This window comes from Kitasatospora sp. NPDC058965 (assembly GCF_042741245.1).
GTDB lineage: Bacteria > Actinomycetota > Actinomycetes > Streptomycetales > Streptomycetaceae > Kitasatospora.
On the sequence record NZ_JBHYKG010000242.1, the window covers coordinates 1 to 13,513 of the forward strand.

General features: G+C 74.5%; 10 protein-coding genes and 1 riboswitch. Of the genes, 8 read left to right on the plus strand and 2 right to left on the minus strand.

The window, feature by feature from the left end; translation table 11 throughout:
* A partial coding sequence (locus tag ACFW1A_RS29855) for an SUKH-4 family immunity protein (protein ID WP_380414144.1) occupies positions 1 to 1,241 on the plus strand: 1,241 nt, incomplete at its 5' end.
* Between the two features lie 179 nt (positions 1,242 to 1,420).
* Complete coding sequence (locus ACFW1A_RS29860; RefSeq protein WP_380414146.1) at positions 1,421 to 2,875, plus strand: hypothetical protein; 1,455 nt, start codon at positions 1,421 to 1,423, stop codon at positions 2,873 to 2,875.
* 7 nt (positions 2,876 to 2,882) lie between these two features.
* Here ACFW1A_RS29860 and ACFW1A_RS29865 read toward each other — a convergent pair whose 3' ends face one another.
* Positions 2,883 to 4,160, minus strand: coding sequence for a nucleotide sugar dehydrogenase (locus ACFW1A_RS29865; RefSeq protein ID WP_380414148.1), 1,278 nt, complete (start codon positions 4,158 to 4,160; stop codon positions 2,883 to 2,885).
* A 559-nt stretch (positions 4,161 to 4,719) separates the two neighbouring features.
* On the opposite strand from ACFW1A_RS29865, the gene mfd reads away from it, so the two are divergent.
* From mfd to ACFW1A_RS29885, 4 genes are all read left to right on the plus strand, one after another.
* Positions 4,720 to 8,328, plus strand: coding sequence for a transcription-repair coupling factor (mfd, locus tag ACFW1A_RS29870; protein WP_380414151.1), 3,609 nt, complete (start codon positions 4,720 to 4,722; stop codon positions 8,326 to 8,328).
* 29 nt (positions 8,329 to 8,357) lie between these two features.
* Positions 8,358 to 9,035, plus strand: coding sequence for a spermidine synthase (locus tag ACFW1A_RS29875; RefSeq protein WP_380414164.1), 678 nt, complete (start codon positions 8,358 to 8,360; stop codon positions 9,033 to 9,035).
* 128 nt (positions 9,036 to 9,163) lie between these two features.
* Complete coding sequence (locus ACFW1A_RS29880) at positions 9,164 to 9,790, plus strand: SurA N-terminal domain-containing protein (RefSeq protein ID WP_380414153.1); 627 nt, start codon at positions 9,164 to 9,166, stop codon at positions 9,788 to 9,790.
* 22 nt (positions 9,791 to 9,812) lie between these two features.
* Positions 9,813 to 10,823: a MazG family protein gene (locus tag ACFW1A_RS29885; protein WP_380414155.1), complete on the plus strand. Its 1,011-nt coding sequence runs from the start codon at positions 9,813 to 9,815 to the stop codon at positions 10,821 to 10,823.
* Between the two features lie 39 nt (positions 10,824 to 10,862).
* On the opposite strand, the gene ACFW1A_RS29890 is transcribed toward ACFW1A_RS29885, so the two are convergent.
* Positions 10,863 to 11,279 carry an SDR family oxidoreductase gene (locus ACFW1A_RS29890; RefSeq protein WP_380414158.1) on the minus strand — a complete coding sequence of 139 codons (417 nt, stop codon included), beginning with the start codon at positions 11,277 to 11,279 and terminating at the stop codon, positions 10,863 to 10,865.
* Between the two features lie 145 nt (positions 11,280 to 11,424).
* Between ACFW1A_RS29890 and ACFW1A_RS29895 the strand changes: the two genes are divergently transcribed.
* Positions 11,425 to 12,720 (plus strand): cytochrome P450, encoded by a 1,296-nt coding sequence (locus ACFW1A_RS29895; RefSeq protein WP_380414160.1) that lies wholly within the window; start codon positions 11,425 to 11,427, stop codon positions 12,718 to 12,720.
* A 201-nt stretch (positions 12,721 to 12,921) separates the two neighbouring features.
* A riboswitch (cyclic di-AMP (ydaO/yuaA leader) is annotated at positions 12,922 to 13,081 on the plus strand.
* A gap of 5 nt (positions 13,082 to 13,086) precedes the next feature.
* Positions 13,087 to 13,513 (plus strand): transglycosylase family protein (locus ACFW1A_RS29900; protein ID WP_380414162.1); only part of this gene is annotated, 427 nt, incomplete at its 3' end.

Genomic DNA, 13,513 nt, shown 5'->3' on the forward strand with positions numbered 1-13,513 from the left:
GCGCGGGCCAGCCGGCCGCCCCGGCGGCGCCGGCCGCACCCTCGGCCGGTGCGGCCGACCTGGCCGACGCCGCCACCAGCAAGGCGGTGTTGCCGCCGCGGGCGGGCGCCGCGCAGGCCCAGGCGCCCACCCAGCTGGCCGCGCCGCCGGTCGGCGGCTACGGCTTCCCCGGGCCGGCCCCGACCCCGGGCCAGCCGGGCGCCGCGGTGCCGGGTGCCGCCGCCCCCGTGCCCGGCCTGCCCCCGCAGGGTGCGCCGGTCCCGCCCGGCGTGCCGACGATCGGCCCCGGCTACCTGGCGGTGCTCAGCTACCGCGCCCCGGACGGCTCCGAGCAGAAGGTGATGTTCCGCAGCGAGCCCGGCACCCCGCACCCGGAGTGGCGGATCCTGCAGGAGCTGCGCCGGCTGAACGTGCCGGCCGAGCAGGTGCTGGAGCTGCACACCGAACTGGAGTCCTGCGACCTGCCCGGCGGCTACTGCCACCGGCTGATCAAGAACTCCTGGCCGAACGTGCGGGTCAGCCACACCGCCGGGTACGGCCGCGACCTGCCGGCCCGCCAGCAGGGCATGGCCAACCTGCTCAACCACCTGGACGAGCTGCACCAGCTGGCCGCCGGCCCGCGTCGGCCGCGCCCGGTCCGGGCCCCGCTGCCGGCCCCGGGCACGGTGCCGCCGCGTCCGCCGGTCCCGCCGCAGCAGCTGGCCGCCGAGCTGGGCCAGTGCTTCGGCCCGGCGGTGTTCCGCTACGAGCAGCGCGCAGTGTCCCGCCAGGGCGTGCCGGAGATCGTGGCGCACACCCTGGTCTGGGCCGGCCTGCCGACCAACTTCGGCCCGTTCTTCTGGGCGCACGCGCCCGAGAACCGGCCGATCCCGACGCTGGCCGAGCTGGCCGCCGAGCGCGGCCGCCAGGCCGCCCCGGACGCGGGCGGCTACCTGGTGCTGGGCAACGACTACGGTCGGCAACTCTGTGTGCAGTACGGCACGGCCGCGGTGGTCGCGGTGGATCTCGAAGGAACCGGGGAGCCGCCCCGGTTCGTCAACAGCGGTGTGCCGGAGTTCGTCCGGTCGCTCGCCCTGCTCGGTCGGATGTGGCCGTTGCGCCACGGCCTGACCCCCGATCAGGCCGGTCGCTGGACCACGGACTTCCAGGCCGAGCTGATCGCGCTGGACCCGGCCGCCCTCCAGACGCCGGACACCTGGTGGGCGATCCTCCTGGAGCAGTTCTGGGACGGCCTGCTGTAGCTCGTGCGGCCCGGACCCACCCCCGGTGGGTCCGGGCGGCAGTGTCGCTTCCTTTGGCTTTCCAGATGATCTGCGCAAAATAGGTCAAGAGGAACAGGTACCCGGCCGGCCCGAAACCGAGGGGACTAGGACGTGAGCGAGCGAATGAAGCACAGCACCGAACGGAGCGAGGCCGGCGTATGAGCGACGCGATCCCCTCCTACGGCTTCACCAGCGCCCGCCGCGGCTACGCGCCCGAACAGGTGGACCACGCGCTCGCCGCGCTGACCGCCCAGCGGGACGAGGCCTGGCAGCGGCTGAGCCGGCTCGGCGCCCAGGTGCGGGACCTGGAGATCGCGCTGGCCAACGCCAAGCAGGCCGCCGCCGAGGCCCCCGAGCCGGACTACGCCACGCTCAGTGAGCAGGCCGGCGACCTGATGGCGATCGCCGACAACGAGGCCCGGCAGATCCGCGACAAGGCCGAGCGGTTCGCCGAGGACACCCGGGACGAGACCTACCAGGCCGGCCAGGAGCTGCAGGGGAAGGCCGCCGAGTACGCCGCGACCACCCGTGCCGACGCCGACCAGGCCGCCCGCCGCACCGACGAGCGCACCCGCGCCGAGGCCGAGAAGCTGCGCGGCGAGGCCGACCGGGACGCCCGCGCGATCCGTGACGGCGCCACCGCGGAGGCCGCCGCCGTCCGGGTGCGCGCCGCCGAGGCCGGTGAGCGCGCCGAGGCCAAGCTGGCCGAGCTGCGCCGCGACGCGGACGAGCGGTTCGCCGCCGACGAGGCCGCCGCCCAGGCGGAGGACACCAAGCTCTCCACCGTCGCCGAGCGCCGGCTCAAGGAGGCGGAGCAGCACCGGGAGACCACCCTGGGGCTGATCAAGCAGATCGAGGTGGACGCGCAGGCGCAGGCCGACCAGCAGGTCGAGCGGGCCCGCCGGGAGGCCGAGCGGATCGGCACCGCCAGCGCCGAGGAGCGGGCCGAGTTCGACAAGCGGCTGTCCACGGTGCAGACCCACCTGGACCACATCAAGGGCACGCTGGCCTCGCTCACCGGCAAGGCGGTCGGCATGATCGAGCCCGGCGAGGCACCGCCGGCGGCCCTGACGCCCCCGCCGGCCCCGGCCGGGCAGCAGCCGGCCGCCCCGGCTCCGGCCGCGCATCAGGAGGCCGCCCCGGCTCCGGCCGGGCAGGAGGCCGCCCCGCCGCAGGACGCCCCGCCGCGGGATCCCGCGGCGCCCGCCGCGTCGGAGCCGGACGCCGCGGCGGCCCCCGCCACCACCGGCGACGAGCCCACCGCCGTGCTCCGCCTGCCGGCCGACCTGCGCGAGACCGCCCGCCCGGCCGCCCCCACCGGCCCGGTGGACCCGCGTACGGCGCTGCGCGCGGCCGGTGCGGGCCAGCCCCCGATCCCGCCCCGCCCGGCCACCCCGCCGCCGTCCGCCGCACCCGCGAAGCCGCAGGAGCCGCCCGCGAAGCCGCAGGACCCGCCCGCGGCGCCGCAGGACGCCGCCCCGGCACGGCCGCAGGACGCGGCGGCGCCGGCGGGGGCGGAGGCGGAGACCGCGGTCATCCCCAAGATCGTCATCATCGACGACGGCACCACCCTGGACACGCTGCCCAACACGGTGGGCCGCCGCCGCACCTGACCCGTGCTCAGAGGGCTTCCACCCGCGCCCCGCTGAGCCGGTTGCGGCAGTCCAGCACGTACCGGGCGTGCGCGGTCACCGCCGCGTAGTCGAAGTCGTCGTGGTCGGCCAGCAGCACCACGGCGTCCGCCGCCGCGAGCTCCTCGGGGCTCGCGGCGACCCGGCGGACCTGGCTGAGCGGCCCGGACCGCTGGCCCGGCAGGTGCACCCCGGCCAGCACGTGCGGGTCGGCGGCCCGCACCTCGGCGCCGAGCCGGGCGAGCAGGTCGGCCACCCGGGCGGCCGGGGTCTCCCGGGCGTCCCCGGTGTTCTTCTTGTACGCCAGGCCGAGCAGCAGGATCCGCGAGCCCTTGACCGCCAGGTGCCGCTCGTTGAGCGCGCCGGTCAGCCGCCGCACCACGTAGTCGGGCATGTGGCTGTTGACGTCGTTGGCCAGCTCGACGAACCGGAACGAGCGGCCGAGCGCCCGCTCCACCCGCCAGGACAGGAAGGACGGGTCGATCGGCAGGCAGTGCCCGCCCACGCCCGGTCCGGGGTTGAACCGCAGGAAGCCGAACGGCTTGGTCGCCGCCGCGTCGATCGCCTCCCAGACGTCGATCCCCAGGTCGTGGGCGAACATCGCCAGCTCGTTGACCAGCGCGATGTTGACGTGCCGGAAGGTGTTCTCCAGCAGCTTGGTCAGCTCCGCCTCCTTGCACGAGGAGACCGGCACGGTCCGCTCCACCAGCTGCCGGTAGAAGCCGTCCACCGCCGCCAGCGCGGCCGGGTCGGTCCCGGAGACCACCTTGGGGGTGTTCTCCAGCCGCCACTCGCGGTTGCCCGGGTCGATCCGCTCGGGGCTGTAGCCGAGGTGGAAGTCGACCCCGGCGCGCAGCCCCGAGCCCTTCTCCAGCGCCGGCGCCAGCAGTTCCTCGGTGGTGCCGGGGTAGGTGGTCGACTCCAGCACCACCAGGGCGCCCGGGCGCAGCGCGCCGGACAGCAGCTCGGCGGAGGCCTCGATGTAGGAGAGGTCGGGCACCCCGTCGCGCAGCGGGGTGGGCACGGTGATCACCGCGACGTCGAAGCCGGCCACCTCGGCGGGGTCGGCGGTGGGCCGGTAGGCGCCGCTCGCCAGCAGCGGCCGCAGCCGCCGGTCCGGGATGTCCTCGACGTAGGAGCGGCCGGCGGCGAGGGACGCGATCCGCTGCCGGTCCACGTCGTAGCCGACCACCCGGTGGCCGACCTCGGCGGCCCGTACCGCGAGCGGGAGTCCGACATAGCCCTGTCCGGTGATGACGACACGCATGGCCGCCAGCGTAGGGAGCGGGGCGGCGGCCGAGCCGCGCGCGCGGCACGGCGGGCGCAAAGATCACCGGAAAGAGGACGGGAACGCAAAAGGGCCAGGACCCGTGGCGCCCTCCAGGACAGGGCGCCACGACTCCCGACGCTCGGGCGGGCGCCCCCACCCAGGGTCGCCCGGCCTCGCACCCCGACCCCCATCGAGGTGCGCTCGTCCCGCCAGTCCATCCCCCACGGTTGGAGCGGCGGGCACGAGAACCATGGTGCGCGCCGTCCATGGACGGACAGTGACAGGAGTATGTCCACTTCTTGACAATCGACCCTCCCGTCCGAACCGCAGGTCATGGGCATGGCGGCGGCCCCGGCGCGGCTCCGGTCCGGCCCCGCCCGGCGGTGCGGCGCCCCGGTGGACCGTGGCTGGCCGCGTCAGCGACTGCCGTGCGGCGTACTCTGGAGCCCTGACCCGGCCCCCGTGCGCCACGTGCCGGGCCCTTCAAGCTGCCCGGGCGCAGGAGCGACTGCGGCCTCCGGGCTCCGCCGCGACGCAACGGGACGAAGAAGATCGCATGAGCCTGACCGGTTTGCTCGATGTCGTGGTCCGCGACCCCGCCCTCGCCGAGGCGATCGAGGCGGCGTCCGGCGGCCACCGCCCGCAACTGGACGTGGTCGGTCCGCCTGCCGCCCGGCCGTTCGTGATCGCGGCGCTGGCCCGCTCGCTGGCCGCCGGCGCCGGGAGCACCGGCCGTCCGGTGCTGGCCGTGACCGCCACCGGGCGGGAGGCCGAGGACCTGGCCGCCAGCCTGCGCTCGCTGCTGCCGCCGGACTCGGTGGCCGAGTTCCCGGCCTGGGAGACGCTGCCGCACGAGCGGCTCTCGCCGCGCTCGGACACCGTCGGGCGCCGGCTCGCGGTGCTGCGCCGGATCGTGCACCCGGAGTCCGACGCGGTGGTCGGGCCGGTGCAGGTCGTCGTGGCGCCGGTCCGGTCGGTGCTGCAGCCGCAGGTCAAGGGGCTGGCCGAGCTGGAGCCGGTGGCGCTGCAGCGCGGCGAGTCGCACGACCTGGAGGCGGTGGCCCGCCGACTGGCCGCGGACGCCTACGCCCGGGTCGAGCTGGTCGAGAAGCGCGGCGAGTTCGCCGTCCGCGGCGGCATCCTGGACGTCTTCCCGCCCACCGAGGAGCACCCGCTGCGGGTGGAGTTCTGGGGCGACGAGATCGAGGAGGTCCGCTACTTCAAGGTGGCCGACCAGCGCTCGCTGGAGATCGCCGAGCACGGCCTGTGGGCGCCGCCCTGCCGCGAGCTGCTGCTGACCGACACGGTCCGGGCGCGGGCCGCCGAGCTGGCCGAGCAGCACCCGGAGCTGGCCGAGATCCTCGACAAGATCGCCCAGGGGATCGCGGTCGAGGGCATGGAGTCGCTGGCCCCGGTGCTGGTGGACGACATGGAGCTGCTGCTGGACGTGCTGCCGGCCGGCTCGGTGACCGTGGTCTGCGACCCCGAGCGGGTGCGCACCCGGGCGGCCGACCTGGTGGCGACCAGTCAGGAGTTCCTGCACGCCTCCTGGGTGGCCGCGGCGGCCGGCGGCGACCGGCCGATCGACGTGGAGCAGATCGACGTGTCGGCGGCCTCGCTGCGCTCGCTGGCCGAGGTGCGCGAGCACGCCCGGCGGATCGGCCTGCCCTGGTGGTCGGTGAGCCCGTTCGCCACCAGCGACTCCGAGCTCTCGGCGGTGCTCGAGTTCGACACCAACACCCTGACCCTGGGCATGCACGCGGTGGAGGCCTACCGCGGCGACACCGCGCGGGCCATCGCGGACGCCAAGGAGCGACTGGCCGCCGACTGGCGGGTCGTCATGGTGACCGAGGGGCAGGGCCCGGCCTCCCGGCTGGCCGAGGTGCTCTCCAACGAGGGCATCCCGGCCCGGCTGCTCGCCGACCTGGCCGAGGCGCCCACCCGGGACGTGGTCTACGTCAGCTGCGGCTCGATCGAGCACGGCTTCGTGGACGAGGCGCTCAAGCTCACGGTGATCACCGAGACCGACCTGTCGGGCCAGCGCTCCTCCACCAAGGACATGCGCCGGATGCCGTCCCGGCGGCGCAACGCGATCGACCCGCTCGCCCTGGTGGCCGGCGACTACGTGGTGCACGAGGCGCACGGGGTCGGCCGCTACGTCGAGATGGTGCAGCGCACCGTGCAGGGCGCGACCCGCGAGTACCTGGTGCTGGAGTACGCGCCGGCCAAGCGCGGCCACCCCGGCGACCGGCTCTTCGTGCCGACCGACCAGCTGGACCAGGTGACCAAGTACGTCGGCGGCGAGGCCCCGACGCTGCACCGGCTCGGCGGCGCGGACTGGGCGAAGACCAAGCAGCGGGCCAAGAAGGCGGTCAAGGAGATCGCGGCCGACCTGATCAAGCTGTACAGCGCCCGGATGGCCGCGCCCGGCCACGCCTTCGGCCAGGACACCCCCTGGCAGCGGGAGTTGGAGGACGCCTTCCCGTACGCGGAGACGCCGGACCAGCTCACCACCATCGCCGAGGTGAAGTCGGACATGGAGAAGTCGGTCCCGATGGACCGGCTGATCTGCGGCGACGTCGGCTACGGCAAGACCGAGATCGCGGTCCGGGCCGCGTTCAAGGCGGTGCAGGACGGCAAGCAGGTGGCGGTGCTGGTGCCCACCACGCTGCTGGTGCAGCAGCACTTCTCCACCTTCGCCGAGCGGTACGCCAACTTCCCGGTGGTGGTGAAGGCGCTCTCCCGGTTCCAGACCGACAGCGAGGCGAAGGCCGTGCTGGAGGGCCTGTTCGACGGCTCGGTGGACGTGGTCATCGGCACCCACCGGCTGTTCTCCTCGGAGACCAGGTTCAAGGACCTGGGCCTGGTGATCGTCGACGAGGAGCAGCGGTTCGGCGTCGAGCACAAGGAGCAGCTGAAGAAGCTGCGGGCCAACGTGGACGTGCTGACCATGTCCGCGACCCCGATCCCGCGCACCCTGGAGATGGCGGTCACCGGCATCCGCGAGATGTCCACCATCACCACCCCGCCGGAGGAGCGGCACCCGGTGCTGACCTTCGTCGGCCCGTACGACGAGAAGCAGATCTCGGCCGCGATCCGGCGCGAACTGCTGCGCGAGGGACAGGTCTTCTACATCCACAACCGGGTGGAGTCGATCGACAAGGCGGCCGCCCGGCTGAAGGACCTGGTGCCCGAGGCCCGGGTCGCCACCGCGCACGGCCAGATGGGGGAGACCCAGCTGGAGAAGGTGGTGGTCGACTTCTGGGAGAAGGAGTTCGACGTGCTGGTCTCCACCACGATCGTGGAGTCCGGGATCGACATCTCCAACGCCAACACCCTGATCGTGGAGCGCGGCGACACCTTCGGCCTGTCCCAGCTGCACCAGCTGCGCGGCCGGGTCGGCCGCGGCCGCGAGCGCGGTTACGCCTACATGCTCTACCCGCCGGAGAAGCCGCTCACCGAGACCGCGCACGAGCGCCTGGCCACCATCGCCCAGCACACCGAGATGGGTGCGGGCATGTACGTGGCGATGAAGGACCTGGAGATCCGCGGCGCCGGCAACCTGCTGGGCGGTGAGCAGTCCGGGCACATCGCCGGGGTCGGCTTCGACCTCTACATGCGGATGGTGGGCGAGGCGGTGGCCGAGTTCCGCGAGTCGCTGGAGGCCGGCGGCCCGGTGGAGGAGGAGCCGCTGGAGGTGAAGATCGAGCTGCCGGTGGACGCCCACGTGCCGCACGACTACGCCCCGGGCGAGCGGCTGCGGCTGCAGGCCTACCGCTCGATCGCCGCGGTCAACTCGGAGGAGGACATCGAGCAGGTCCGGGCCGAGCTGACGGACCGTTACGGAAAGCTGCCGGAGCCGGTGGAGAACCTGCTGCTGGTGGCCGCGCTGCGGCTGTACGCACGGCGCTGCGGGGTCGCGGACATCACCCTGCAGGGCACCTTCGTGCGGTTCGGCCCGGTCGAGCTGCGCGAGTCGCAGAGCCTGCGGCTGAACCGGCTCTACCCGCGCAGCCAGGTGAAGGCGGCCACCCGGCAGGTGCTGGTGCCGCGGCCCAGCACGGCCCGGATCGGCGGCAAGCCGGTGGTCGGCCGTGAGCTGCTGGCCTGGTCCGGGACCTTCCTGACCAGCATGTTCGAGGAACTGGCGGCGGGGCGGAAGTGAACGAGGGAGGAGAGGGCGTGACGACCGGACTGCCCGTCCGCGACCACTCGGTACCCGCCGAGGTGGTCGACCGGCGCGAGGGCCCGTACGGCGAGGTGGTGCTGCGCCGGCGCGGCGGGCTGCTGGAGATCATCGCCAACGGGTGCTTCCTGATGGACACCCACGACGGCCGCTCCGAGCGGCTGCTGATCGACGCGGCGCTGGAGCGGCTGTCGGCCGACGCCCCGGCCGTGCTGATCGGCGGCCTCGGGGTCGGCTTCTCGCTGGCGCACGCGGCGGCCGACCCGCGCTGGGGCCGGATCGCGGTGGCCGAGCGGGAGGGCGCGATCATCGACTGGCACCGCACCGGCCCGCTCGGCGCGATCTCCGCCGCGGCGCTGGCCGACCCGCGGGTGGAGGTGCTGCACACGGACCTGGTCGCCCACCTGGCCGACACCCGGGACCGGTACGACGCGCTCTGCCTGGACATCGACAACGGCCCCGACTGGACCGTCAGCGACGCCAACGACGCGCTCTACGGCCCGGCCGGCCTGGCCGCCGCCCGGGCCCGCCTCAACCCGGGCGGGATCCTGGCGGTCTGGAGCGCCCAGCCCTCGCCGGCCTTCGAGGAGGCGTTGCGGACGGCCGGCTTCGCCGAGGTGCACACGCTGGAGATCCCGGTCAGCCGGGGCGTCCCCGACGTGGTCCACCTGGCCCGCCGCCCCTGACCGACGGTCACCGGCATCCTCCGTTGGGGTGAGGGCGGGTGTGGCAGCCGGCCGTCGCGGGCGGCGGCTCCCTAGGCTCGTCCCAGGCCCGGCCGCCGGCAGGCCGTCAGCACGTACGGGAGGCCCGGGTGAACCGCCGCACCACCGCCCGCCGGATCGCCGGCACCGCGCTCGCCGCCCTCGCGCTCGCCGGCTGCGGGGCCCGGGGCGGCGGCTCGCCCGGGACCGCCGCGCTGGTGGGCGGCGACCGGATCACCGAGCAGCAGGTGCAGGCCCGGGTGACCGAGTTCCGGGCCCAGGCGGCCGAGCTGCCGACCGGGCAGTACCAGGAGCAGGCCGGCCTGGTCGGCACCACGGTCGCGGCGATGGTCTTCGACCAGGTCGCCGAGCACGCGATGGCCGGGCACGGCCTCGCGGTCTCGCCGGCCGAGGTGGCCGCCTACCGGGCCGACCAGGCCCGCACCTGGGGCGGCGAGCCGGCGCTGGCCCAGATGCTGCTGCTCAAGCACGCGGTGCCGGCCGGGGAGATCGACCGGTACTGCGCCGAGCAGGTGGGCCTGCGCAAGCTGGCCGAGCAGAGCGGTCAGCAACTGGGCACCACCGAGGGGAACCGGACGGTCCATCAGCTGCTGGCGCAGGCCTCCACCGAGCTGCGGATCGCGGTCAACCCCCGCTACGGGGTCTGGGACCCGCAGCAGTCGGTGCTCGACGGCCCCGCCGACTCCTGGCTGCCCGCCACCGGCGCGGCCGCCTGACCCCGCGCGGTAGGTTCGAGGGGTGGAGACCACCGCGAAGCTCACCCTGTTGACCACCACCCACCGGATCGCCCCGGGGCTGCTCAGCTGGCCCGCCTGGGAGGCCCTGCGGCAGGCGCCGCTGGTGCTGACGGCCGAGGCGACCCACCCCCAGCTGCCCGCCCTGGAGCGGGCCGGGATCCGGGTGGAGCGGGTCGAGCCGGCGAGCGCGCCGGCCTTGGCCCGGCTGCTGGTCGAGCGGGCGCCGCTGGTCTTCCTGGCCGGCTCGGACGGCGACCCGGGGCTGACCGACGCGCTGGCCCGGATCGCGGTGGAGGAGGCCGGCCGGGCCCCGGAGATCGAGCTGCTGCCCGGCTCCTACGACGTGCCCGGCGCCCGGCTGCTCGACCTGGTCGCGGTGATGGACCGGCTGCGCTCGCCCGGCGGCTGCCCCTGGGACGCCGAGCAGACCCACGCCTCGCTGGTGAAGTACCTGGTGGAGGAGGCCTACGAGCTGGTCGAGGCGATCGAGGAGGGCGACCGCCCGACGCTGCGCGAGGAGCTCGGCGACGTGCTGCTCCAGGTCTTCTTCCACGCGCGGATCGCCGAGGAGCACCCCGAGGACCCGTTCTCCGTCGACGAGGTCGCCGGGGACATCGTGGACAAGCTGGTCTACCGCCACCCGCACGTCTTCGCCGACTCCGACGCGGCCACCACCGACCAGGTGGAGGCCAACTGGGAGACGCTCAAGGCGGCCGAGAAGCAGGACCGGGAGTCGGTGCTGGACGGCGTGCCGAGCGGGCTGCCGGCGCTGGCCTACGCCGCCAAGCTGGTCTCCCGGGTGCGCCGGGCGGAGTTCGACAAGGTCCCGGACGCGCCCTACGTGCTGCCCGGGCGGCTGACCGAGGAGAGCGCGGGGGAGCTGCTGCTGGCCGTGGTCCAGCGCGCCCACGACGCGGGGGTGGACCCGGACGCGGCGCTGCGCGCGGCCGCCCGCGGCTACCGCCGGGCCGTCCGCGCCGCGGAGGGGCTGGACGAGGACCGGGCGCGCTAGGCGTCGCCCTGCTGCCTTCCGCGCCCTGCTGCCCCGGTCCTAGCGCAGCGCCGAGCTGCGCACCGCCGCGCGCTGGGCCGGCAGCACCTCGCCGATCGCCTCGCTCAGCGGGTCGAGCAGCTCGGCCAGCCGGTCCAGGTCGCCGGGCAGGTCGGCCAGGGTGACGATCCGCTCGCCGTCGGGTCCGGCCACGCAGAACAGGTCGATCCGGCCCAGGTGCTTCTCGGCCGTGTCCACCAGCGCGGCGATGTCGCTGGGCTGGTGGATGTCGGAGCTGACCCCGACCACCGGGCAGCCGGTCCGGTCGAGCACGGCGGCCAGGTCCTCGGCCACCCCGGGCCGCGGATCGGCGATGAGCAGCCCCGTCGCGCCGGCCGCGGCGAACCGGCGGGCCGGCCCGTCCCCGTCGCCGCCGTCGAGCACGGCGATGACCACCACTGCCCCGGCTACTCGCATGTCCTGCTCCTCCCTGTGGACGGCACCGCACCGGCGTCCACATCACGTATCGGAGGATCGTAGGCGCCTCCTGACCCTCCGCAACAGGGATTACCCCCCAGGTGAGCAGACTCACTCCCCTGAACGAGGGGATAACGTCGCAGGCATGCCGGACCAGCCCGCCACCCCCGCGATGCCGCCCCTGTTCACCTGGGAGTTCGCCGCCGACCCGTACCCCGCCTACGCCTGGCTGCGCGAGCACGCCCCGGTGCACCGCACCACGCTGCCCAGCGGGGTGGAGGCCTGGCTGGTGACCCGGTACGCCGACGCCCGCCAGGCCCTGGCCGACGCCCGGCTCTCCAAGAACCCGGCGCACCACAGCGAGCAGGCGCACCGGACCGGGCGGGTCGGGATCCCGGGGGAGCGGCAGGCCGACCTGATGACCCATCTGCTGAACATCGACCCGCCGGACCACACCCGGCTGCGCCGGCTGGTCTCCAAGGCCTTCACCCCGCGCCGGGTGGCCGCGTTCGAGCCGCAGGTGCAGCGGCTGACCGACCGGCTGATCGACTCCTTCGCCACCCGGGGCACCGCCGACCTGATCCACGAGTTCGCCTTCCCGCTGCCGATCTACGCGATCTGCGACCTGCTCGGGGTGCCCGCCGAGGACCAGGACGACTTCCGCGACTGGGCCGGGATGATGATCCGCCACGGCGGCGGTCCGCGGGGCGGGGTGGCCCGGGCGGTCAAGAAGATGCGCGCCTACCTGCTGGAGCTGATCCACCGCAAGCGCGGCGACCTCGGCGAGGACCTGATCTCCGGGCTGATCCGGGCCGGCGACCACGGCGAGCACCTGACCGAGAACGAGGCGGCGGCGATGGCGTTCATCCTGCTGTTCGCCGGCTTCGAGACCACGGTCAACCTGATCGGCAATGGCATGTACACGCTGATGAATCACCCGGTCCAGCGCGCCGAGCTGCAGGCCTCGCTGGCGGCGGGCGAGACGGCGCTGCTGGCCACCGCGGTGGAGGAGCTGCTGCGCTACGACGGGCCGGTGGAACTGGCCACCTGGCGGTTCGCCACCAGTGAGCTGACCATCGGCGGGGCGGTGATCCCGGTCGGCGACCCGGTGCTGGTGGTGCTGGCCGCGGCGGACCGGGACCCGGACCGGTTCGCCGGCCCCGACACCCTGGACCTCGCCCGGGCGGACAACCAGCACCTGGGCTTCGGTCACGGCATCCACTACTGCATCGGCGCCCCGCTGGCCCGGCTGGAGGGGCAACGCGCCCTGGCCACCCTGCTGACCCGGCTGCCGGACCTCCAGCCGGCGGCCGACCCGGCCGAGTTGCGCTGGCGGGGCGGGTTGATCATGCGCGGACTGCGGGAGTTGCCGGTCGCCTTCACGCCGGAATCACCCGCTCCGGATCATCCGTCAGTCCCGGTTGACGGCGTGTCGGGGTGACTCGTTCAGCATTGATCTGAATGCGTCTCAGACCGAAAATACCTGGTCAGGCGGTGGGCATTCCATGACGGTCCGTAATTCTCCTGTGATGTCAGCGATATGAGCTTGTGATTGATCTGTCCATCTGCCTACCCTCCCTGCAGTTCGCGGCAGCGAACCCCGAGCGCGGTAACGCCCAACCCTGCCCACCGCGCGGCCGGGACACCGAGAAGACCCTTGGGCAGGGGCGGGGGACCCACGGTTCCACCGCCGTCCCCGACGGCTAGGGGTGAAGCCGCGCACCGGAGTTCACGGTGCCGGCCGGGCCATCCTCACCGGTCCGAACCCGACAGCTCACCTCGCAGGCGTGCGGAGAGGGACACCACCATGCTGTTCTCTGGCACCGGCCGTCACCGCCGTCGCAGTACCGCAGAGAGGGCCGTCGCCGTCGCCGGCGTGGCCGGCGCGGGCCTGGCGATGCCGCTGCTCGCCGCCACCGGCGCGCACGCCGCCCCGGTCTCGGTCTGGGACAAGGTCGCCACCTGCGAGAGCACCAACAACTGGTCGATCAACACCGGCAACGGGTTCTACGGCGGCCTGCAGTTCACCTCCTCGACCTGGTCCGCCTACGGCGGCACCGCGTACGCCGCGCGGGCCGACCAGGCGAGCAAGGACCAGCAGATCGCGGTCGCCGAGCGGGTGCTGGCCTCGCAGGGGCCGGGCGCCTGGCCGGTCTGCTCGGTCAGGGCGGGCCTGGCCCGCGGCGGCGCGGCCGCACAGGTGGACACCGGCGCCGGGAGCGCGCCGAGCACCC